Raw genomic sequence first — 22,195 nt, forward strand, 5'->3', positions numbered from 1 at the left:
TAGCCGCCAAGGGCGGCAGTTGAGAAAGTAGAGCACTTGGCGGACTTTCAATGCGCTTGCAAGCGCAGCTGGTAAGAGCCCCTTCTAGGGGCAGAGCAAACCACCGGCTAAGCCGGTGGTCCTGATTTCTATTAAGAATATTGAAAGATTTGTTACAGCCCTGTAATGGAATAAGCATAGATTCTTTGTTAGAATATCATTAGAAATCGGGGGTGTGTTTATGAAAAAAGTCTTGTTAATGTCGCTTGTAGTTTCTTTCATATTGCCATCTGTTGCTTTAGGGAGAAGTGGCGCAGGCGTGAAAGATGAAATCAGTATTGGGGATCAAGAAGAAAAAACGCGAATTATGTATATGAGTGAGTACCATAAAATAGGGTTTCGCTGTCTTCCGCAAGGAGAATTGATTATTCGCTGGCCTTTAGGTACAGAAGAAGAAACGCTTTATTTTGCTCTGGAATCGCCGAGCGATCCGTCAATGACTGCAGATGGAGAATCCTTTTTGGAAATTTACAGCGTAAAAGGCGGAGAAATAGAAAGTTTATCAGATAATTCCTTTGCTGTAACGGGAACAAATATGCAGACCAATATCACAATGGACTGGTCACTTCCCAGGGCAGGTATCGTTGAAAAAACAGATTTGGTTTTGCATGTATCGGAAAATCAAGATATGAACGATGCAGAAACTTTTCCATTTTTGAAAATTATACCGGAGAACACACCAAATGCCATATGGCATGTATCTTCATGGAATATTAAAGAAAAGGAATATGTGGAAAAAAGTGATGTTTTAATGCAAAAAATGTTTGCATATCGTCAGGAAAATGGAACATATATGATACCTGGTCGTTTTTGGGTGGAGGAATATCCCCAATATTTGGGGATAGAATGGCAATGGAATCGTGCGGACAAAACGTTTCATATTTTCAGAAATGAAAAAGAATATATCTTTACAGTTGGACAAAACTATGTTTCTGTCAACGGAGAAAGATTTTATTTTATGACAACACCTGAAATTGTAGATGGACGCATTTATTTGCCACTAGATATGATGAAATTAATGTGGAGCGATGAATCTGAGATCATAGAACAAGATGATGTATTGCAGCTCATTGTTTGCACTTAATCCGTTCAAAAATCAATAGCAAGGGAAAGTTTCAAAGAAAGGTGGAGAAGATGATGAAAAAAAGATGTATGGCTTTGACGCTTGCGGCGGTTATGGTGTTTTCTGTGACGGCTTTTGGGGCAAGTAATCCGGCGCAGAACGGCAAATGGGAATCGGCTTACGGAAATGGTACGGTATCAGCAGAAAAAGAAATGTATGCGACGACTGTTCGCAGCATGTTGAGTGGAAATGTCACATTTACGCTGCCTCAAGAAGCGCAGGGGAAAAAACTGTATCTGGCTTTGGTGGATACAGAAGATTGGCTGTCTGGCGGAGAAGAGGCGTTTTACTATGGTTTTCTGGAAGAATGGAAAAATGGTGATATGAAAATGATTTACATGAAGGGAGAAGGTAATGTTTTTACGGTGCCTCTGACAGAAGATACCATGGAACTGAAAGTTGTTTATGATGATGAAAGAAAAGCGGGGAGAAGTATTTCTCTGGTGGCTTTAGGTGGAAGCCAGTATGCCGATAATCTTTTTGCGGAATATGAAGATCAGTTATTGGTACAGGATTTGATTTCTTTATATTACAGACCGGACTATAAAAACGAAATAGAAATGGTTCCCTGTACGATAGATGTAACCATTGGTGCAGACATTATGCAGGTCGATGGAAAATCATATCCATTGGATGTACCGGCATATATCAATGACGCAGGATATACCATGCTTCCCATGCGTGCTTTGGTAGAAAATCTGCCGGAAGAAGTACAGAAAAAAGTGATTTGGGATGGTCAGCAAAGAACAGCATTACTTCTTTGTGGCATGACTACCTATCGTCTAACAGACGGACAGAAAGAAGCGGAAAAAGATGGACAACTCTGGATGCTCAAGAGTCCCTTGGAAATTAAAGAAGGACGTGTGTTCTTGCCTTTGCGGGAAATCGTCACATTTTGGGATCAGAGCAATATCCAATGGGAGAATGAAACAAAAACCGTTCATATTTCCGCGGATATGGTTCATTTTTTAGAGTAATAGACTAGAAAATTGGGGGGGAAGAGATGAGCAGAAAACGCACGATGACAAAGACTGATTGGAACAAACGAAAAAATGAGTTTTGGGCATGGAAACTGTCGCAAAACACAGAGAAAAAAGAATTTGGAGATGGATTTATCGTAAATTTTTACGACACCCATGGGCGATTGTTTTGGCGCTATGAAAGATATTGGAATAGCATAGGCAGGTTTGCCAAAGGCGATTATCGATATAGCAAACGGTTTACCTATGATGAAAAAGGCAACTTGATACGTATGACGGAAAAACAGACGCCTCCATGTAAAACGCCATCCATGATGATTACAGATTTTCAGTATGATGAAACCAATGGGCTCATTTGTGTTAAAAGAAAACATTCCGAAAGAAGCATGACATCCTTTTATGATGGGGAACAACTGGAGATGGAACCTCTTTCGGAAACAGAAGCCATGGATTTGCCATCCGAACTGCATCGGTTTTGGGAACGGGATAAGGCATCTGTTGGAAAGATTACATGGGATAAAGGGGAAAGCCTTTTTGGTTATTCGGTCTTTGACAAAGAAAATGGCGAAAAAATCCGTTATTATTTGCAGGATGGTTCATATTTCTGTATGATTTGCCGGGAAAATCCACAGAAACCATGGGTTTTGCGAGGACCCGCAGAAGGAAAGTATGCTTGGATGGTTTATGGTATAGAACGAAGAAAAGAAAATGAGGAAGATTTGTCTGCGCGGGTTACTGTTTATACGGATATCCTCTCTACAGAAATGTTTCTGGAAATTTTGGATTATTTCCGTTCCATGTGTTCGGGGGATATTGTCCTTTATTTGAATGGATGGTTAGCGATGCCTGCGGAAATTTCCAGAAGGAATGAACAAGAGGCGAAAAAACGGAACATTAACTTTTTTTTCGTGTATTAAGTCATTGGAAAAGTCGGAAGCAACTGCTTCCGGCTTTTCTTTTGCCTGTAAAATGAAAAAAATAAAATTTGCTGTCAGAATTTTTATTTTCTCTGCGAATAGTAGAGTGTAGCAGGATTTTGCAAGAAATGGAGGGAAAATATTATCATACAGGAAAAAGGGGGAAAGATGATGGAGGATAAAGAACTGCTCAGGGTGATGCAGCAAAACCCTGAACATGGTATAAGTTTGGTGATGAAACAATATGCAGCTTTATGTTATTACATCGTAAAACAAAAATTATCAGATTTTTCGCAGGAGGAAGTAGAAGAATGTGTCAGTGACGTATTTCTGGCATTTTATCATCAGTATACAGCTATAGATTTGGAGCGTGGCAGCATCAAAGGATTTCTTTCGGTGCTTTCCCGCAGAAAAGCTATTGATCGTTGGCGAAGATTGGCAGGAAAAGAAACATTACCTTTACAGGAAGCAATCACAACAAGCGATTCATTGGAACAGCAGGAGGAGCGAAAAATATTGTTGGATGCGGTGTTGGCGTTGGGGGACCCCGATGCAAAAATTGTTATATTGAAATATTATTTCGGTTATCCCACAAAAAAGATTGCGGAGATATTTGGATTGAAAGAAAATACTGTAGATCAGAAAGTGCGGCGCAGTCTGGCAAAGGTGAAAGCGATTCTGGAAGGAGGTGACTGCCATGAAGTATGATTGGGAAGAAATGCTGGATCGACTGGAAGAAAAAGACTTGATTGAATTTTTGCCGGAAACATTGCCGGAAATGGATGAAGTTACCCGAAAAAGAATTGAAAAACGTACATTACAGAAAATCAGAAAAGAACGCAATCGTTTCAGCAGGAAACAGATTGTGGCAGTCCTGATTTGTCTGGTAGCTGTATTGGGCATTGCCGGCAGAGAACCGATCCAGGCGGCTTTTGAGCGGCTGTTTTATTATCTGCCGGGGGCTGGTATGTATGTGGATGAAGAAGGGAATACCCTTTACGAAGCGGAAATCATCAATGGAGAATTCACGGAAAATGATATTCATGTGCGGCTGAAGAATGTGTATGCGGAAAATCACACAGTCAATATGGAAGTGGAAATGACGGGGGATTTATTGGAACTGACACAAGAGGCGTATGAGCCAGATTCCAAAGATAAATATGAGCAACTGGAGGAAATGTACGCAGTTACTATAGAATATGATGGAAAACAGGATAAACTTACCCATGGTAACAAAGGTGCTTTAGTAGAGGATAAGGATAATACCTATGTTATTACCCGGTATAGAAGAGATTACCAGCGATATGTGAAAAATGCGGAACAGACCTATGTTTTGCATATCGCGGGATTTGAAAACGCCCTTTCCTTCCGTTTGACCGCCAATACTGGAAAAGAACAGCCGGAAAATATCGGTGCCAGTCAGACAAAAAATGGCATTACGGTCACCGCAGGAGCGGAAGTGACGGAAGAAGGCATCTGGTTTGAATATTATGTTTTGAGTGAAGAAATTCTGGCAGAAACAGATCAGACACATCGCTTTATTGCCATTTCCCTTCCATATGAGTATTTTCAATGGAACGATGTTCCTGAGGCTGAATTATATCAGCGGAGATATGTGATGAATCGAAATGGAGAAATGCTGTATCCCAAAGGGCTTTATTTTCATGATAATCTGGAAAATGGGAAACGGATTCTTTATGAAGGGACTGCGGAAGATTTTCCTTTGACGTTTTATCAGGCGGCATTTACAGGCGTTGGAGAAGAAAGAGAAACAGTGAAAATTCCTGTGCCAAAAACCAGTGAGAAATTGGAAAAAACCATTGACTTCCCTTATGGTACAGTAACACTGGAACAGATTCAGACCAAACCTGCTGATGGCGTCAATGAACTGGAAATCATTTACCGCATCCAGCCAAAAGAAGGAAAACGGAAGATGTATGGTGTTTTCATGCAGGTGCAGGAAGCGGTTCAGAAAGAAGCAAATGAATTGACCATTTTCCCGGAAGAAGATGGAACTTATCATTTTCCTGCGAAAATTTCCGCAGAAACAAAAGAAATCACACTGGAACTGTACGACCCTTATTATTGGATTGTAGATGATTACACGTTGGTAATAGAAGCACCAAACGAAACCAAATAGAGGATATGAAGGCGCTGTATTCTTCAAAAAATGGAAGAATGCGGCGCTTTTTTTAAATAGAAAAAATGAAATTTTTGTCACTTTTCCTTGTCTGCAAACGAATAGTATAATAAGAAGGGATTCAATTACATATAGAATCATTTACAATTTGAAAAAAGGGGGGACGGTCATGGATGACAGGGAACTGCTGCAAGTTTTGCAGAAAAATCCAGAAAATGGCATGCGTCTGGTCATGAAAGAATATACGGGTCTATGTTACTACATTGTGAAACAGAAACTGGCGGATTTTTCCGCTGAAGAAATCGAAGAATGTGTCAGTGATGTGTTTCTGGCATTTTACCATCAATATACAGCCATTGATTTGGAACGGGGCAGCATCAAGGGATTTTTGGCAGTCCTTTCTCGCAGAAAGGCCGTTGACCGTTGGCGAAAGCTGGCAGGGAAAGAAACCTTGCCTTTGCAGGAAGAAATCACGGCAGCGGATACGCTGGAACAGCAGGAGGATCGTCAGATTTTGCTGGATGCAGTGCGGGCGTTGGGGGACCCGGACGGCAAAATATTGCTTCTGAAATATTACTTCGGGTATCCGTCAAAAATGATTGCCGAAGTCTATGGCTTACAGGAAAATACCGTAAACCAGAAAATACGGCGCAGTTTGGCGAAGGTAAAAGCCATCTTGGAAGGAGGTGTCTGTCATGAAGGGTGATTGGGAAGAAATGCTGGATCAGCTGGAAGAAAAAGAATTGGCTGAATATTTGCCGGAAACATTACCGGAAGTGGATGAAGTTACCAAAAAAAGAATTGAAAAACAGACACTGAAAAAAATGAAAAAAGAACAAAAACGTTTTAGCCGGAAACAGATTGCAGTGGCAGCGATCTGTCTGGTGGCAGTGTTGGGCATTGTGGGCAGAGAACCCATTCAGGCGGCTTTTGAGCGGTTGTTCCATTATCTGCCGGGTGCAGGCATGTATGTGGACGAAGAAGAAAATGTTTATTATGAAGCGGAAATCATCCATGGGGAATTTACGGAAAATGATATTCATGTACAGCTGAAAAATGTGTATGCAGAAAACCACGCAGTCCATATGGAAGTGGTAATGACAGGAACTTTGCTGGAATTGACACAGGAAGAATATGAAGATGACTCTCCGGATAAATATGACAAATTAGAAGAAATGTATGCACTCACCATGGAGTATGATGGGGAAGAACACGATATGGCAACGCACAGCAAAGGGGTTACAGCGGAGGATGAAAATGATACCTATATGATTACACGATATCGGAGAGATTATCAAAGATATGTGAAAAATGTCGAACAAACTTATGCAGTACATATTGCCGGACTGGAAAATACGCTTTCTTTCCGACTGACAGCTAACACAGGCAAAGAACAGCCGGAAAACATTGGTGCAAGCCAAACGCAAAATGACATTACCATCACGGCAAAAGCTGATGTAACAGATCAGGGTATCTTGTTAGAATATTATATCCTGACGGATGAAAGACTTCCTGATTTTGACGATTATTTTACGTTCCGTCTGACACCTCTGCCGTATGGATGCAGAACACTTGACAGCATCACACAGGAAAAATATCAAGACATGCTTTATGTGACAAACAAAGACGGCGAAAGACTGCAATACAAAGGGCAGGAGGAAGTGGAAAACGGCAGACGGATGCTGCTGGAAGGCACGGCAGAAGATTTTCCCATCACATTCCATAGATCGCCTTTGACGGGTATCGGCAAAGAACGGGAAACTGTGGAAATCCCCATGCCGGAATCCATCCGTTCCCTGAATCAGACTGTGGAATTTCCTTATGGTACAGTCACATTTGAAAAGGTGAAAGGAGAAAGAATCGAACTGTCTGGACAAAATGCAGCCGGAGAAGAAATTGTTGCGGAAGCAAAAAATCTGGAAATCACCTACACCATTACGCCGGATGAAGGCAAACGACAGCTTTACGGTGTATTTATGGAAGTGAAAGGCAGTTTAGACAGTTATCCCAAACAAGTCTTCCCAGATGAGGATGGAAAATATCGCGTTCATGCGTTGGTGGGCAGCAACAATGAAACAGTGACACTGGAGCTGTATGACCCTTATTATTGGATTGTCGATGATTATACTTTGGTATTGGAAGAACCGGAAAGTGTGAAATAAAGTGATGGGAGGAAATCCTGTTACAAATGAAAAAAGGGCGTTTCCCTATTTATGGGAATGCCCTTTTTGTATGCTGTAAATATTTTTTGTTTACAGATGTTTGTCATAATGAATCCCAAGCCATTTGTGCAGAGCAGCAGCATCGTGCTCCTGAATGCTTTTGAGGATCATTTTGTGTTCTTTGAAGTTGTTGTGGCGGTCGTCCTCGCCTCTCTGGTTGTTGTGTAGTGCCATAAGATAAAAAATATCTTCGATGTGTTCATACATGGAAATCAAATAGGAGTTTTTGGTTCCCGTTACGATACACTTATCAAATTGCAGTGCATATTTTACAGTTTCGGGAACATTGCCTTCGTCACAGTATTTCTGCTGCAATGCCAGATAATGCTCCATTTCCTGGGCAACCTGATCGATGGTTCCCTGTCTGACACAAAGGTCGTAGGCACCATAAAGAACTACATAAAGAGAAGAAGCGATTTCGTGAAAGCCTTCTTCAGAAAAAGAAATCACACGGGCGCCGTTGTTTGGTATCATTTCAATGAGTCCATCCTGAGAAAGCATCATCAGAGCTTCTCGAATGGGAGAATTGCTGATCTTTAGTTCATCTGCTACGGTATCAATATTGATTTTTTCGCCCAATGCATATTCCTGCTGCAATATTTTTTGTCTGATGATTTCATAAACCTGTGCTTTCAGGCTGAGTCGTTGTAACTGCGGCATTTTCGTGCCCTCCATTTTCTCAAATTTCTTCGCATGTATTTTATTATCTTAAATTTTCCATAAAAATGCAAGGGGAAAAACGAAAAAATAGGCTCTGTATAAAAGAATATGCATTTTTTTGCAAAAAAATACTATTTTTTATGAATGAAAGCGCATATGCAAGGGTAATTTTATTGTAAAAAACATAAGAAAAACAGACGCTTTTCTTAATATGTAAAAAAAGGTTTCTCAAAAATAGGGAATGATGGTATAATATAAACAACTATGCAAACAAGATTGCAGCAACATGAATATGTTCCAACAAATACAGATTGGAGGTTGTAATATATGACAGCGAAACTGGAAAACGAATATGGCGTAATCAGCATTGACCATGAAGTCATTGCAAGAATTGCAGGCTATGCGGCCATTGAATGTTACGGCATTGTAGGTATGGCTGCCAAAAATGTGAAAGACGGACTGGTTCAGCTTTTGAAGCTGGAAAGTTTGACAAAAGGCATCAAAATGCAGGTCAATGCCAATAGAGTCAGCCTGGATCTGCATATCATTGTGGAATATGGCACCAACATTTCCGCCATTGCGGATAATATCGTCAGCACGGTGAAATATTCTGTAGAAGAATATACGGGATTGGCCGTAGACGACGTTAACATTTTTGTGGACGGCGTACGTGTCGACGGATAAGAAACAAGGAGGAACCATCAAGTGAGTGTTACAAAATTAAACGGTCTGCGTTTGCAGAGAATGATCGTGGCAGGCGCAAATGAACTGCATGCAAATAAGCAGGCTGTGGATGCAATGAATGTATTCCCTGTGCCTGATGGCGACACAGGAACCAATATGTCTTTGACTATGCTGGCAGCTGCCAGAGAAACAGAAAAAGGCGATGCCCTGCGGGTGGATGAAGTGACAAAACGGGCTTCCGGCGGTGCGCTGCGCGGTGCCAGAGGCAACTCCGGTGTTATCACTTCTCAGATTCTCCGCGGCTTTGCCAAAGGTCTGGAAGGTTTGGAAGAAGCTGGGGTAAAAGAATTGACCGCAGCCATGGAACAGGGTGTGAAAACTGCATACAAAGCAGTGATGAAGCCCAAAGAAGGTACCATTTTGACTGTGGCAAGAGCATGTGCAGAAGCGGCTGTGGCAGAATCTGAAAAAACAGACGATATTGAAGTCTTTTTGAAAGCTGTTCTGGAACATGCCCATGATGTGTTGAACCAGACACCGGATATGCTTCCTGTACTGAAGGAAGCAGGCGTTGTAGATGCCGGCGGCCGTGGTCTGCTGTATATTCTGGAAGGTGCTTTGAAACACATCAATTCCGAAGAAGCATTGAAAGTGGCAGAACCTACCCAGCAGACAGCAAAAGAATATGCTGCACTGGCTTCCGTGGATAATGAAAGCATTACATTTGGATACTGTACAGAATTTTTCATCAATGTGAAAAATGCCGATGACGCCACTGTACAGCAGCTGAAATCCTATCTGGGCACCATTGGGGATTCCATCGTTTGTGTCAGCGATGATGAGATCATTAAGATTCATGTGCACACAGACCATCCCGGTCTGGCGCTGGAAAAAGCCCTGACCATTGGCAGCCTCAGTGGACTGAAAATCGACAACATGCGGGAACAGCATAATAATATTATTGACTTTACCGCATCTGAAAAGAAAACACCTGTGGAAGAAGCGCGTGCAGCACAGCCTGTGCAGGAAGAACGTCCTAAAAAGGATATTGGCTTTGTTTCCATTTCCGCAGGCAGCGGTTTGACAGCCATCTTCCATAATCTGGGTGTGGATGAAGTCATCGAAGGGGGACAGACCATGAACCCCTCCACGGAAGACATCCTCAACGCGGTGGATAAGATTAACGCGGATCATATCTTTATCCTGCCAAACAACAAAAATATCATTTTGGCAGCGGAACAGGCATCGGAACTGTCTGAAGACAAGAAACTGTATGTAATCCCTACCAAGTCTGTTCCTCAGGGCATCAGTGCCATGTTCTGTTATGAAGAAGGGGCAGACCCGGAAGAAATGGCAGAAGAAATGAAAGAAGCCATCACAGCAGTGGCAACGGCAACAGTGACTTTCGCTGTGAGAGAAACCACCATTGGAGATAAGGAAATCCACGAAGGCGATATTCTGGGGATGCTCAATGACTCCATCGCTGTTGTGGGCAAGGATATTGCGGAAAGCACCAAAGAACTGCTGGCAGAAGCTGTGACAGACGAAAGCGAAATGATCAGCATTTATTACGGTGCAGATGTGACAGAAGAAGACGCAGAAGCTTTGGCGGCATATGTCGAAGAAACCTATCCTGACTGCGAAGTGGAACTGCAGATGGGTGGACAGCCGCTGTATTACTATATCATTTCTGTGGAATAAAAACAGACAGATTGAAGGCGTTAGGAGCATCTTCATAAGAAAATAAAGAAAGCCAAAATCCTTATCAGTACAAAGGGTTTTGACTTTCTTATTTTATTCAGATTTTATTTGTTATGTTTTCTTATGAAGACAGCTGTCGCAATTCCCCTTAAGAAATCAGAAAAAAGGAAAATCCATGTTTTCTGAAGGGGAAGTTGCTTTGGTATCCAACGCCTTTTTCTTGCGAAAGGGAGTGAGGGCATGGAGCGGACAAGCCCCATTACGGAACTGAAAAATGTAGGCGAACAGCGTGCAAAAAAACTCCATCGTATGGGCATTGAAACCATTGGAGATTTGCTGGAACATTACCCCAGAGATTATAAAGACCGCAGCCGTCTGACAAAAATTGCAGACTTATCCGAAACAGATGAAAATACCTTTCTGGCACGAGTGAAAGGGGAGGGGCAGACAGGACGGCGAGGTAGATTGACCTTTACCCGTTTGCAGGTTTTTGATGATACAGATGAAATCACCCTCCTGTGGTATAACCAACCTTATATGAAAACCGCACTGAAATCAGGTGAAGTTTATCTGTTTACAGGCAGGATGCAGAAAAAATATAACCGCCGGGAAATCGTGTCACCGGAATATGAATCCATCAAAGACAATTTTGCTGGTGGACGCATTGTGCCTGTTTATCCTTCTGTAGACGGCATTTCCCAGAAAATGCTCCGAAGCTATCTGGAAGAAGCGCTGAAACAGGTCAGCGGCACATTGACGGAGGAACTGCCCTTATGGATACGGAAAAAATACCGTCTGGCGGAAAAGAATTTTGCTCAGACCAATATCCATTTCCCTCGTACGGAAGAAGCCTTTTATGATGCGCGCCGCCGCTTGGTGTTTGAGGAATTTTTCTTGCTTCAGACAGCGCTCTTTTCTCTTAGAGAAGAACTTTTGGGCAGAGGAAGCGGCATCGTTATGGAATATCCAGAAGCCATAGATGAATTCCAGAAAAGCCTGCCTTTTTCCATGACAAATGCCCAGAAAAAAGTGTTGTCGGAAATTGCTGCCGATATGACCAGCGGGAAAATCATGAGCCGACTGGTACAGGGGGACGTCGGCAGCGGTAAAACAGCTGTTGCCATGGCAGCTGCTTACTGGGCTATCCAAAACGGATATCAGGCAGTACTCATGGCGCCTACGGAAGTGCTAGCAGAACAGCATGGAAAATCTTTTACGGAATTGTTTGCGCCCTTGGGTATTGAAGTGGCTTTGCTCACAGGCAGCATGAAAGCCAAAGAAAAACGGGAAGCGCTGGCAAAAATCGCAGACGGTACAGCCCAAATGATTGTGGGTACCCATGCGGTTATTCAAAAAGGAGTAGAATATCATAAAATTGGTCTGGTCATCACAGACGAACAGCATCGCTTTGGTGTGCGCCAGAGAAGTATGCTTGCGGAAAAAGGGGAGAATCCCCATGTCCTTGTTATGACGGCAACCCCCATTCCACGTACACTGGCATTGATTCTCTACGGGGATTTGGATATTTCCATCATTGACGAGCTGCCACCCGGCAGACAGCAGATCGACACCATTGGCGTCAATACATCTTATCGCCAGCGGATTTATGCCTTTTTGGGCAAAGAAGCGGCGGCAGGCAGACAGGCTTATGTCATCTGCCCCATGATCGAAGAAAATGAAAAAATGGAAGTGGAAAATGTTCTGGACTATACGGAAAAGCTGAAAGGGGCTTTGCCAGAATGTAAAATCGCCTGTGTTCATGGGAAAATGAAAGCGGCTGAAAAACAGGAAATTATGGATGCTTTTGCCGCAGGGAATACAGATATTCTTGTTTCTACAACGGTTATTGAGGTAGGTATCAACGTACCCAACGCTACCGTTATGCTCATTGAAAACAGCGAGCGTTTTGGTCTGGCACAGCTTCACCAGCTTCGCGGACGTGTGGGACGTGGTTCGGAGAAATCTTACTGTATTCTGGTTAGCGATGCGAAAACGAAAATCGCTGTGGAACGTATGCAGACCATGACCAAGACCACAGACGGCTTTGTCATTTCCGAAATGGACTTGAAGCTGAGAGGTCCCGGGGAATTCTTCGGCACCAGACAGCACGGTTTGCCGGAACTGAAGATTGCCAATCTGTATCGGGATATGGCAATTCTCAAGGAAGCACAGCAGGCGGCAGGGGATTTGCTGCGGAAAGACCCCCAGCTGGAACAGGAGGAAAACGCCCATCTCAAAAGCAGACTTTCCGCTTGGTTTGAAGGGAAAAGTTTGGATTTGTAAAGAGTTTATTATTGTATTTTGGGGATTTATTTGTTATACTATGGCTGTATGTAAAAAAATCGGTCTGAAAGGTGAGAAAATATGCGTGTCATCGCCGGTGCCGCAAAAGGGCATAAACTGCAAACCATTGAGGGACTCAATACCCGTCCCACAACGGACAGAATCAAAGAAACATTGTTTAATATCATTGCCTTTGATCTGCCGGAATCCAGATTTTTGGATTTGTTTTCGGGCAGTGGCGCCATTGGCATTGAGGCTTTGAGCCGAGGTGCGGATACGGCGGTTTTTGTGGAACAGGCGGCAGAGTGTCAGAAAGTCATTGCGGAAAATCTGACCCATACCAAACTCATGGAACGGGCACGCCTGATCAAAAGCGATGTGCTGACAGGACTTGCACAGCTGTCGGCAGAGAAGGCAACCTTTGATATTATTTTTATGGACCCGCCTTATGCGGCAGGTCTGGCAGAACCTACACTGGAAAAAATCGTTTCCGGCGGGCTTCTGGCACCGGAGGGTATGGTCATTGTGGAACGCAGTGCCCAAATTCCATTGGCGCCTATCAAAGGTCTGTATGTAGACCGTGAAAAAAACTACAAGACGACAGTCATTACTTTTCTGCGTCCGGAGGAATCAGCAACATGAGAAAAGCAATTTATGCCGGCAGTTTTGACCCTGTAACACTGGGACATCTGGACATCATCGAACGCGCGTCCAAACTGTTTGACTGCCTGGTAGTGGCGGTTTTGGAAAACCCCAATAAACATTCTTTGTTCACTGTGGAAGAACGTAAAGTACATTTGGAAATGGTGACAAAGCATCTGGAAAATGTGGAAGTAGCATCTTTTCGTGGGCTTCTGGCAGACTTTGCGTCCGAGATCGGCGCTACAGTCGCTGTCCGCGGTCTGCGCAATGCCATTGACTTTGCGGCAGAATACCAGATGTATTTGATCAATAGAAAACTTGGAAAAGATATCGAAACGATTTTCCTTGCGGCTGATGAGGAACATTTGTCCCTCAGTTCTACCAATGCCAAAGAGGTTGCCGTTTTCGGCGGAAACATTGACTTTATGGTGCCCAAGGAAATACAACCGTTTGTTATAGAAAAATATAAGAAGTGAGGGAACATCAATGGATTCTGTATTACAATTATTGGATGAACTGGAAGAAATTATGGACAGCAGCCGTGCCGTACCATTCAGCAATAAAGTGTCTGTAGATAAAGAAGAAATTTACGACATCATCAGCGAAATCCGTATGAAACTGCCCAACGAACTGAAACAGTCCAAATGGGTTATCGAAGAACGCAATAAAATTCTCATCGACGCACAGAAAGAAGCAGACGAAATCGTAAAGAATGCGGAAGAACGTCTGGTGCGTATGATCGATGACAACGAAGTGACCAAAAAGGCTTATGACCAGGCTGCAAACATCATCGAATCCGCAAAGAAAACAGCAAAAGAAATGCGTCTGGGTGCCATGGAATATTCCGAAAGCGTACTGAGCGATGCGGAAAACAAGCTGAAAGAACTGAAAGCCGTTGTTTACAGCGAAAGCATGAAGACAGACGATTACTTCGCACAGACTCTGAATGTACTGGGTGAAAACATTCAGGAACTGCGCATGAGCAAATAATTCACTTTTGTCTTTCCAATAATAGACTACATAGCAGGAGAACAGACAAAAGCCCATAAAGTGTCGGAAAAGCAGTTGCCGTATGTGTGGAAAATACGGGAACTGCTTTTTGTGCTTGTGTTTCTGCTATGGAATAGAAACATTGGAAAATCAGCACAGAGAAGAAAGCCTGTCGTATTTTGGCGGATAACAGAGAAAAAGGGTTGATGGGCACATTTCGTAAAACCCCTAAAATCTGTCCGAAAATGGAAAAACCGCCGAAAGACAGCAGAAAAACCGCAGCTGATGCCCGCAGCCGCAGACTGTCAGGAGAAAGGGAAACCCCATGGATGCCCTTTGTCATTTCCAATAGACCGCCAGAAAACGCCTGTAAAAATTCCGGAGAAACAGGCAGAAAAGACAAAGCATTGGAAAGCAGGGCAAAAAAGCCAGCTTGGGCAAGTCCCTCCTGCAAAACACAAAAACATACCAGAAAACCGCCGATTTGCGCTGAAGTCAAAAGGGCGTCTTTTACAGCGGAGGAAAAGAGCAGAGAAAAAGGCTCTTTTTTTTGTGCCGGAAGAATGGGCATTTGATTGTTGGAATCTGTTGGAATGGAGCGATAGGAAATACCAGTCAAGATGGTTCCCACAAAAACTGCCAGCAGCATGGTATAACCCAGTGCTGGACTGCCGAAAAAAGTTGTACCAGCTGTACCCAATACAAACAGCGGCCCGGGAGCATTGCAGAACAACAGGACTTTGCGGGCTTCGGACAAAGAAATCCGTCTCTGTTCGTATAGCTGCGCCACGGTGTTTGCGCCAGCAGGATAGCCAGAAAGCAGACCTGCCGCAAGGGGAAAGGCGCAGATACCGGAAAGGGAGAAAAGAGGTTTTGTCAGGGGAGCGCAAAGCCGCCCCAGTTTTTCCGCTGCGCCCATCCGCAGCAAAATGCCGATGGCAGCCAGAAAAGGAAACAAAGATGGCAGAACACTGGAAAACCACAGAGAAAAGGCTCTGGCAGCGGCTTCTGTCAAGGCTGCAGGATACCGCAAAAGGGCAAATATGAAAAAACAGACACAGATGGTCAGCAGGCGTGTAATCATGGAAAGTCATCCTTTGCAATGCTTGTTGATACCAGTCTATGTCTGTTTTTTTGATTTCATGTTTTTGAATTATACGATTGCCATGGGAGTGGTAAAATCCTTGTTTGGCGCACGGTAAAGAGGGTTCGGCGCTGCCAATGCCTGCAAATCTGTTGCCAGTTTTTCCAGTGCCAGCAGATGCAGCCCATCTTCGTCCAGAATTTCCGGTGCTTTTTTCAGATTGGTCAGTACAGGGCATTTTGCCTGTTCTGTCAGTTCACCCAGAATGTCCGCGTTGTCTTTTTGGAATCCCAGAACACGGATATAAGGCAGATGGTTCTGACTCAGGAAATAATCCACTTCCTTTGCCTGAATATCCAGCAGGATATGTACCAGAATCCGCTGTATTTTGGTGCGGGTATATCGTTTGGTTTTGATGTATTCAATGATGTCGTTCATGAAGAACTCGTTGTCGATGGCACGCAAAATGCGGTTTTCCAGTCCTTCTGTCACTTCCAGAATGTCATGGATTTCCTCAGCGGAAGTGGTGCGCAGTTTATAATGGAGGGCACCTGCCAATTTATCCATGGAAGCAGGAGCAGTTCCAAGAGAAATTTCTTTTGTCAGCAGGTCAACGATGTTTTCAGGTACCTGCAAAAAGGCTTCTGTGGCGTTTTCTTCCAGAATGCCTTTGCGGATGGCAGCGGCAGAAGCAAATTCTCCTGTCAGGGAAGGATCGTCGTACTGGCTGCCTTTCCGGCGGATAGTGCATGGCTCGATGTTGCTGCCCAGTCTATCCAGTGCTTTCAGGTATTCCAGACCTAAAATATGATTGGGGCGGGAAATGATTTCACTGCTGATATGAGAAACGGTTTCCAGCGCCTTCGCTCTCGCCGCAGGATAGGACATGCCTTCATCCAGTCCGGCTTTCAGCAGACGCTGAAATTCTTCTGTTTCGTTTGTCATGATTTTTGCCGCTTCTTGAAGGGCTTTCAGATCGCCGCTTTCAGAGCCAAAACAAAGGGCATTTGTCATGCCCGTATCTTCCAGTACTTTCACACCGCCCATGGCAAAGATTTCCGCGTTTGCTGCTGCAAAAAGCACAGGCAGTTCCAGTACCATGTCAGCGCCGTTAAGAAGGGCGCATTTTGCCCTTGTCCATTTGTCGAAAAACGCCGGTTCCCCACGCTGGACAAAACTGCCGCTCATGACTACCATGGCACGCTGACAGTCTGTGTGTGCCTTTGCTTTTTCCAAAATATATTGATGTCCCTTGTGAAAGGGATTGAATTCTGCAATGATTCCAACCGTTCGCAATGGTATCGCTCCTTTCGCAAAATAGTTCTAAAAGCAGTATAACATATTTTTCAACAATTATATAATTTTTCTCTGGAAAATTTGAGGGAATCGGTCTATACTAAAATCAGAATATAGTAATGAGGATGATACCATGGAGAGATTTGAAAAAAATCCGGATTTTCTGCAGGATCTATTCGTAGAAGAAACATGGAAAAATATAGAACGACTGGACAGTTTTATTGAAAGCAAATCGGGAACGGAACAGGTGGAGATCACCAAGGATGAAGTCAACAGACTTTTCCGTACCATGCACTCAATCAAAGGCTCTGCCTCTATGATGGGTTATCCGGCATTTTCGGAAACAGCTCACAGCGCGGAAGACCTTTTTTCTTATTTGCGGGAGGAAGAACACCCGGCAGATAAGGATTTGTTGACTATCCTGCAGTTGCTGCGTATGGTTTCCGGCTATATGAAGCGGGAACTGCGCCGTATGGAAACGGATGATGAAGTGACAGACTTTGGCTGGGCTGTGGTACGTCGGATCAAGAACTTCCTTGCCCATGTGGATAGCGACAATGAGCCGGAAGGTCCCAGCTATCAGATCGCTTATACCAGAAAAGGGCGTCAGCTCATTCCTTATACGGACTTTTCCGCGTTGGTTGCCCAGATGGAACGTCTGGCAACGGTTATGGGACGAGCATTGGAAAAGGATTTCCTGCTGAAAGTTTCCGGTGCGGAAACAGAAGTGCCCAGAGATATTTACGATAAGATCACCATGGCTGTGATGCAGATGCTGAAAAACAGCATGGATCATGGTTTGGAAAAAACAGAAGACCGGGAAAAAATGGGGAAAACCCCTGTAGGGGAAATATCTTTGGAAATACAGAAAACAGCACAGCAGGTTTTCGTTATTTTCCGAGATGATGGACGAGGCTTAGACCGCAAAGGCATTTTGCAGGCAGCGAAGGCAAAAGGCTGGTTGAAAAAGGCTGAAGAAGAATATGAAGACAACGAAGTATATGCATTTTTGCTGCGTCCCGGTTTTACCACAAAAAGCAGTGCTACCATGTTTTCCGGCAGAGGTGTAGGACTGGATGTGGTTAACGCGGCAGTATCTGTCTTGGGGGGCAGTATCCGTATCGAAAGTAAGGAATACATGGGGACAACATTCTTTATGGAATTTCCGCTGATTCCCTAAGGGGGAGTGCTTATGAGCAGAAAAGAGAGGACATTGTCTGTTCTGAAAGGGCTGGTAATGCTGGCAGGAGGCATCTTTCTGCTGATATTGGAAAATATGTGGTTTCAGGAACAGGAAAGAGGGGCAGCAGGAAGTATTCGCATAGAAGGCTTTCTGGTTGTTGTAGGTTTGGCTTTGCTGATTCTGGGAGCAGCATTTCTGTGGGATGGATGCAGAAGAAACAAAAAATCTGCACCAAAAGAAATGATATTAACAGCATGCCCCTACTGCGGCGCCAATGTGCAGGGCAGAGAGCAAAACTGCCAAATCTGCGGAAAGAATATGTATGAAAAAAATATCTGATACCAATCAAAAGGACAGGAGGGGATGCCCATGAGAAGTGTCAAACCCGGCAGAGGTCCATCTCTGCAGGGAGCTATCGGTTCCATCTTTGCCGTTGTTTTCGGTATTTTCTGGATGGTGTCAGCAGCCAAAATGGGAGCACCAACGCCATTTGTGCTTATGGGACTGGTGTTTGTGGTGATTGCCGGCAGCAACGTCATTGTTTCTCTGATGAATGCCACCGGGGAAAATCGCTTTTCTCTTTACGACATCACTGAAGAAGGAGAAGAAGCTGACCCTTTGGAAGAAGTGCTGAATAAAAAAGAAAAAACAACAGAGCCAAAAGAGGAAGAAGAGAGACCAACAGAAACGGCTTTTTGTCCTTACTGTGGGGCAAAAGCGGAGAAAGACTACGCTTTTTGCCGTTCCTGCGGGAAAAAGTTGTGAGAAAAAATGGGGTTTTTTACCGTTTTTTTCGCGGATGTACTTGTATACACTGCGTTTTTTGTTTATAATAAATATGCTGTCCGTTTTATTGAAAACGGATTTTGAAACAGTATATATATCAGGGAATTTTGTTTCCCTGGCACGGAAGAAGTCATTTCTTCCAGTAAAAAAGACAACAGTTAATCTATCTATTTAAAAATGGAGGTCTTTACAGTGGATTTTTTATCTGAAATGAAAGCAAAAGCAAAAGCAGACAAAAAGGTAATTGTACTGCCCGAATCTTATGAAAAAAGAAATCTGGAAGCAGCTGCTGAATGCCTGAGAGACGAACTGGCTGACATCGTTCTGATCGGTAACAAAGAAAAGATCATGGAAGCTGCTGGCAGCTTTGACGTATCCAAAGCTATCTTCGTAGATCCTGAAAACTACGAAAAAATGGATGAAGTTGTTGCTGCTCTGGCAGAAGCTAGAAAAAGCAAAGGCATGACTCTGGAAGAAGCTAGAAAACTTCTGCTGGACGATCCTCTGTTCATGGGCGTTATGCTGGTTAAAATGGATATCGCTGACGGTATGGTTTCCGGCGCAATCCACTCCACAGCTGATACACTGCGTCCCGCTCTGCAGATTCTGAAAACAGCACCTGGCACAGAACTGGTATCCTCTTTCTTCATCATGGTAACAAACACACCTCAGTATGGTGATGACGGTATCCTGCTGTTCGCTGACTGTGCACTGAACCAGAATCCTAACCCTCAGGAACTGGCTTGCATCGCAGGCGATTCCGCTAAATCCTACGAAGCATTCATCGGCAAAGAACCTAGAGTTGCTATGCTGAGCCACTCCACAATGGGTTCCGCAAAACATGCTGACGTAACAAAAGTTGTAGATGCAGTTAAAATTGCAAAAGAAAAATTCCCTAACGTAAAACTGGACGGCGAAATCCAGCTGGACGCTGCTATCGTAAAAGAAGTTGGCGAACTGAAAGCTCCCAACAGCACAGTTGCTGGTAAAGCAAACGTACTGGTATTCCCTGACATCGACGCTGGTAACATCGGTTACAAACTGGTTCAGAGATTTGGTCAGGCAGAAGCATTCGGTCCTATCCTGCAGGGTATCGCAAAACCTGTTAACGACCTGTCCAGAGGCTGCTCCGCAAACGACATCGTTGCAGTTGTTGCTCTGACATCCGTTCAGGCTCAGGTAATGGGTAAATAATTTTATCCAATCAGAAACAATGGCAGTGTTCTGCCCGCAAATAACAACTACGGACAAAATATAAGGAGAGAAAAAAATGAAAATTCTGGTTTTAAACTGTGGTAGTTCTTCCCTGAAATATCAGCTGATCGACATGGACACAGAAAGCGTAATGGCTAAAGGTCTGTGCGAAAGAATCGGTATCGAAGGTTCCAGACTGAAACATCAGCCTGTAGGTAAAGAAGACGTTATCTTCAACGATTACATGGAAGATCACAGCGTAGCAGTAAAAATGGTACTGGACGCTCTGACAAACAGCGAATACGGCGTAGTAAAATCCATGTCCGAAATCAACGCAGTTGGTCACCGTGTAGTACATGGTGGTGAATACTTCGCAAACTCCGTTGTAATCACACCCGAAGTTATCGAAGCAATCGAAAAATGCTGCGAACTGGCACCTCTGCACAACCCTGCTAACCTGATCGGTATCCACGCTTGCGAAAAAATCATGCCCGGCGTACCTCAGGTAGCTGTATTCGACACAGCATTCCACCAGACAATGCCCGAAAGAGCATATCTGTATGCTATTCCTTACGAATACTATGAAAAATACAAAATCAGAAGATACGGCTTCCACGGCACAAGCCACAGATTCGTATCCGAAGAAGTTGCTAAAATGATGGACAGACCTTATGACCAGACAAAAACAATCACTTGCCACCTGGGCAACGGCGGTTCCGTATGTGCAGTAAGAAACGGCAAATCCATCGACACAACCATGGGCTTCACACCTCTGGAAGGTCTGGTAATGGGTACAAGAGCTGGTGACGTTGACGCAGCTGTTGTAACATTCCTGATGGAAAAAGAAAACCTGACACCTCAGGAAATGGATAACATCCTGAACAAAAAATCCGGCGTACTGGGTATCTCCGGCGTATCCAGCGACTTCCGTGATATCGAAGATGCAAGCGAACATGGTAACGAAAGAGCAGGTATGGCTCTGGATGTATTCGCTTACAAAGTAGCTAAGAGAATCGGCGCTTACGCTGCTGCTATGAACGGTGTAGACGCAATCGTATTTACAGCAGGTCTGGGTGAAAACTCCGCTTCCACAAGAAGACTGATCTGTGACTACCTGGGCTTCCTGGGCGTACACATCGATTCTTACAACAACTCTTTGAGAGGCAAAGCAATCGAAATCTCCGCTCCCGACTCCAGAGTAAGAGTGTTTGTAATCCCTACAAACGAAGAACTGGTTATTGCAAGAGATACAAAGGAATTGCTTGACAAATAAGAAACCTTTCTGTATAATATTTTAGGTACGACTACGGGGTGATACGAATGATATTGCAAATGGCTCATTTATATGGTAAAAACGGTGCTTCTATGGAAGTGCATATGTCTGAGCAAATACAAGAGATTGCGGCATACCCCAATGTTGTGGGTTTTATGGAGCCTGTAAAAATAGAAGGAACTCTCAGAAACGAAAATGAGATTTTCGTTTTGGAAGCAAAGGGCGAAACAAAGGTCAGCATTGCGTGTGACCGTTGCCTTGCGCCGGTTACAACAGAGATTCACTTCAATATTGAGGAGCGTTTTTCCCATACAGGCAGAGATGACGAAGAGACAGAAACTTTTTCGGGAGATCAGATCGATCTTGCGGACTATGTCAGAAGCGGGATCATGGAGGTCATGCCTATGAAGACGCTTTGTAGGGATGACTGCAAAGGACTCTGTCCTGTCTGCGGCAAGGATCTGAACACAGGTGCGTGCGGATGCGACACCACAGAGATAGATCCGAGATTTGAAAGTTTGAGGGCTCTTTTCAATGTTGATGAGGAGGTGTAGAAATGGCTGTACCTAAGGGTCGAGTATCTAAATCCAAAAGAGATAAAAGAAAAGCACAGAGCTGGAAGATCGCAACACCCAACCTGGTAAAATGCAGCAAATGCGGCGAACTGATGGCGCCTCACCAGGTATGCAAAGCTTGTGGTGCTTATAACAAGAAAACAATCATCAAAGTTGACTAATTTTGGATGAGCAAATCAAAGGCAGCAGAAATGCTGCCTTTTTTGCGTTGGGTGAAAAATGATTTTTCATTGATACGCTGTCTGAAGGGAGTTGGCATAGTTTTGTGTAAAAAAATAAATAGAGAAAAAATGAAAAGTGAACTGCACCCCATTTGTTAGACAGTATGATATACTGAATAACAAGTGGGGTGATTTTTATGCCAAAAGGAGTACCAAATAAACGATATACACCAGAATTCAAGCAACTGGTGGTAGAAACGAT

At 43.8% G+C, this 22,195-nt stretch carries 24 protein-coding genes; 20 read left to right on the top strand and 4 right to left on the bottom strand.

The annotated features are described in order from the left end of the window. Positions 1-220: 220 nt before the first annotated feature. The 7 genes from INF29_RS09975 (at position 221) to INF29_RS10005 (ending at position 7,361) form a co-directional block, all read left to right on the top strand. Positions 221-1,123: a copper amine oxidase N-terminal domain-containing protein gene (locus INF29_RS09975; protein WP_193486365.1), complete on the top strand. Its 903-nt coding sequence runs from the start codon at positions 221-223 to the stop codon at positions 1,121-1,123. A 53-nt stretch (positions 1,124-1,176) separates the two neighbouring features. Beyond that, positions 1,177-2,139 carry a copper amine oxidase N-terminal domain-containing protein gene (locus INF29_RS09980; RefSeq protein ID WP_193486367.1) on the top strand — a complete coding sequence of 321 codons (963 nt, stop codon included), beginning with the start codon at positions 1,177-1,179 and terminating at the stop codon, positions 2,137-2,139. Positions 2,140-2,165: 26 nt separating this feature from the next. Beyond that, on the top strand, positions 2,166-3,059 hold the full coding sequence (locus INF29_RS09985; protein ID WP_193486369.1) for a hypothetical protein: 894 nt from the start codon (positions 2,166-2,168) through the stop codon (positions 3,057-3,059). 171 nt (positions 3,060-3,230) lie between these two features. Next, positions 3,231-3,767 (top strand): RNA polymerase sigma factor, encoded by a 537-nt coding sequence (locus INF29_RS09990; RefSeq protein WP_159432910.1) that lies wholly within the window; start codon positions 3,231-3,233, stop codon positions 3,765-3,767. Beyond that, positions 3,757-5,199, top strand: coding sequence for a hypothetical protein (locus INF29_RS09995; RefSeq protein ID WP_193486371.1), 1,443 nt, complete (start codon positions 3,757-3,759; stop codon positions 5,197-5,199). Before INF29_RS09990 ends, INF29_RS09995 begins: the two co-directional genes overlap by 11 nt. A 169-nt stretch (positions 5,200-5,368) precedes the next feature. Beyond that, complete coding sequence (locus tag INF29_RS10000) at positions 5,369-5,905, top strand: RNA polymerase sigma factor (protein ID WP_072853681.1); 537 nt, start codon at positions 5,369-5,371, stop codon at positions 5,903-5,905. Next, the gene (locus tag INF29_RS10005) at positions 5,895-7,361 is read left to right on the top strand and encodes a hypothetical protein (RefSeq protein ID WP_193486373.1); all 1,467 of its coding nucleotides are present in this window, start codon (positions 5,895-5,897) and stop codon (positions 7,359-7,361) included. The genes INF29_RS10000 and INF29_RS10005 overlap by 11 nt, the downstream gene beginning before the upstream one ends. Before the next feature lie 90 nt (positions 7,362-7,451). Here the strand turns inward: INF29_RS10005 and INF29_RS10010 are convergent, their stop codons facing one another. Then, entirely contained in the window at positions 7,452-8,081 is a 630-nt protein-coding gene (locus tag INF29_RS10010) for a GntR family transcriptional regulator (RefSeq protein WP_193486375.1), read from the bottom strand. Positions 8,082-8,408: 327 nt separating this feature from the next. Between INF29_RS10010 and INF29_RS10015 the strand changes: the two genes are divergently transcribed. The 6 genes from INF29_RS10015 (at position 8,409) to INF29_RS10040 (ending at position 14,381) form a co-directional block, all read left to right on the top strand. Further along, positions 8,409-8,765, top strand: coding sequence for an Asp23/Gls24 family envelope stress response protein (locus INF29_RS10015; RefSeq protein WP_072853151.1), 357 nt, complete (start codon positions 8,409-8,411; stop codon positions 8,763-8,765). Between the two features lie 21 nt (positions 8,766-8,786). Further along, positions 8,787-10,466: a DAK2 domain-containing protein gene (locus INF29_RS10020; RefSeq protein ID WP_330608320.1), complete on the top strand. Its 1,680-nt coding sequence runs from the start codon at positions 8,787-8,789 to the stop codon at positions 10,464-10,466. A 240-nt stretch (positions 10,467-10,706) separates the two neighbouring features. After that, positions 10,707-12,749 carry an ATP-dependent DNA helicase RecG gene (gene recG, locus INF29_RS10025; protein WP_193486377.1) on the top strand — a complete coding sequence of 681 codons (2,043 nt, stop codon included), beginning with the start codon at positions 10,707-10,709 and terminating at the stop codon, positions 12,747-12,749. A gap of 81 nt (positions 12,750-12,830) precedes the next feature. Continuing rightward, positions 12,831-13,391: a 16S rRNA (guanine(966)-N(2))-methyltransferase RsmD gene (gene rsmD, locus INF29_RS10030; RefSeq protein ID WP_072853146.1), complete on the top strand. Its 561-nt coding sequence runs from the start codon at positions 12,831-12,833 to the stop codon at positions 13,389-13,391. Beyond that, the gene (gene coaD / locus INF29_RS10035) at positions 13,388-13,867 is read left to right on the top strand and encodes a pantetheine-phosphate adenylyltransferase (protein WP_022254502.1); all 480 of its coding nucleotides are present in this window, start codon (positions 13,388-13,390) and stop codon (positions 13,865-13,867) included. Before rsmD ends, coaD begins: the two co-directional genes overlap by 4 nt. Positions 13,868-13,877: 10 nt before the next feature. Next, positions 13,878-14,381, top strand: coding sequence for an ATP synthase subunit B family protein (locus INF29_RS10040; protein ID WP_022254503.1), 504 nt, complete (start codon positions 13,878-13,880; stop codon positions 14,379-14,381). A gap of 1 nt (position 14,382) precedes the next feature. Here the strand turns inward: INF29_RS10040 and INF29_RS10045 are convergent, their stop codons facing one another. Continuing rightward, positions 14,383-15,465: a nucleoside recognition domain-containing protein gene (locus INF29_RS10045; protein ID WP_193486379.1), complete on the bottom strand. Its 1,083-nt coding sequence runs from the start codon at positions 15,463-15,465 to the stop codon at positions 14,383-14,385. Between the two features lie 69 nt (positions 15,466-15,534). After that, complete coding sequence (locus INF29_RS10050) at positions 15,535-16,761, bottom strand: nucleotidyltransferase (protein WP_193486381.1); 1,227 nt, start codon at positions 16,759-16,761, stop codon at positions 15,535-15,537. A gap of 133 nt (positions 16,762-16,894) precedes the next feature. Here INF29_RS10050 and INF29_RS10055 point away from each other — a divergent pair, with 133 nt between their 5' ends. From INF29_RS10055 to rpmF, 7 genes are all read left to right on the top strand, one after another. Further along, complete coding sequence (locus tag INF29_RS10055) at positions 16,895-17,941, top strand: ATP-binding protein (RefSeq protein ID WP_193486383.1); 1,047 nt, start codon at positions 16,895-16,897, stop codon at positions 17,939-17,941. Positions 17,942-17,953: 12 nt separating this feature from the next. Beyond that, positions 17,954-18,283 carry a zinc ribbon domain-containing protein gene (locus tag INF29_RS10060; RefSeq protein WP_193486385.1) on the top strand — a complete coding sequence of 110 codons (330 nt, stop codon included), beginning with the start codon at positions 17,954-17,956 and terminating at the stop codon, positions 18,281-18,283. Between the two features lie 30 nt (positions 18,284-18,313). After that, complete coding sequence (locus INF29_RS10065) at positions 18,314-18,709, top strand: zinc ribbon domain-containing protein (RefSeq protein ID WP_193486387.1); 396 nt, start codon at positions 18,314-18,316, stop codon at positions 18,707-18,709. A 213-nt stretch (positions 18,710-18,922) separates the two neighbouring features. Then, positions 18,923-19,924: a phosphate acetyltransferase gene (pta, locus tag INF29_RS10070; protein WP_022254509.1), complete on the top strand. Its 1,002-nt coding sequence runs from the start codon at positions 18,923-18,925 to the stop codon at positions 19,922-19,924. A 76-nt stretch (positions 19,925-20,000) separates the two neighbouring features. Continuing rightward, positions 20,001-21,197: an acetate kinase gene (locus INF29_RS10075; RefSeq protein WP_072853133.1), complete on the top strand. Its 1,197-nt coding sequence runs from the start codon at positions 20,001-20,003 to the stop codon at positions 21,195-21,197. 47 nt (positions 21,198-21,244) lie between these two features. Beyond that, entirely contained in the window at positions 21,245-21,751 is a 507-nt protein-coding gene (locus INF29_RS10080; RefSeq protein ID WP_193486389.1) for a YceD family protein, read from the top strand. 2 nt (positions 21,752-21,753) lie between these two features. Continuing rightward, a complete protein-coding gene (rpmF, locus tag INF29_RS10085) occupies positions 21,754-21,933 on the top strand; it encodes a 50S ribosomal protein L32 (RefSeq protein WP_022254512.1) in 180 nt (59 codons plus the stop codon). Here the strand turns inward: rpmF and INF29_RS14530 are convergent. Next, the coding region (locus INF29_RS14530; RefSeq protein WP_207728156.1) for a hypothetical protein at positions 21,920-22,195 on the bottom strand (276 nt) is incomplete at its 5' end. The genes rpmF and INF29_RS14530 overlap by 14 nt on opposite strands.

This window comes from Anaerotignum lactatifermentans (assembly GCF_014982935.1).
GTDB classification, from domain to species: Bacteria; Bacillota; Clostridia; order Lachnospirales; family Anaerotignaceae; genus Anaerotignum; species Anaerotignum lactatifermentans.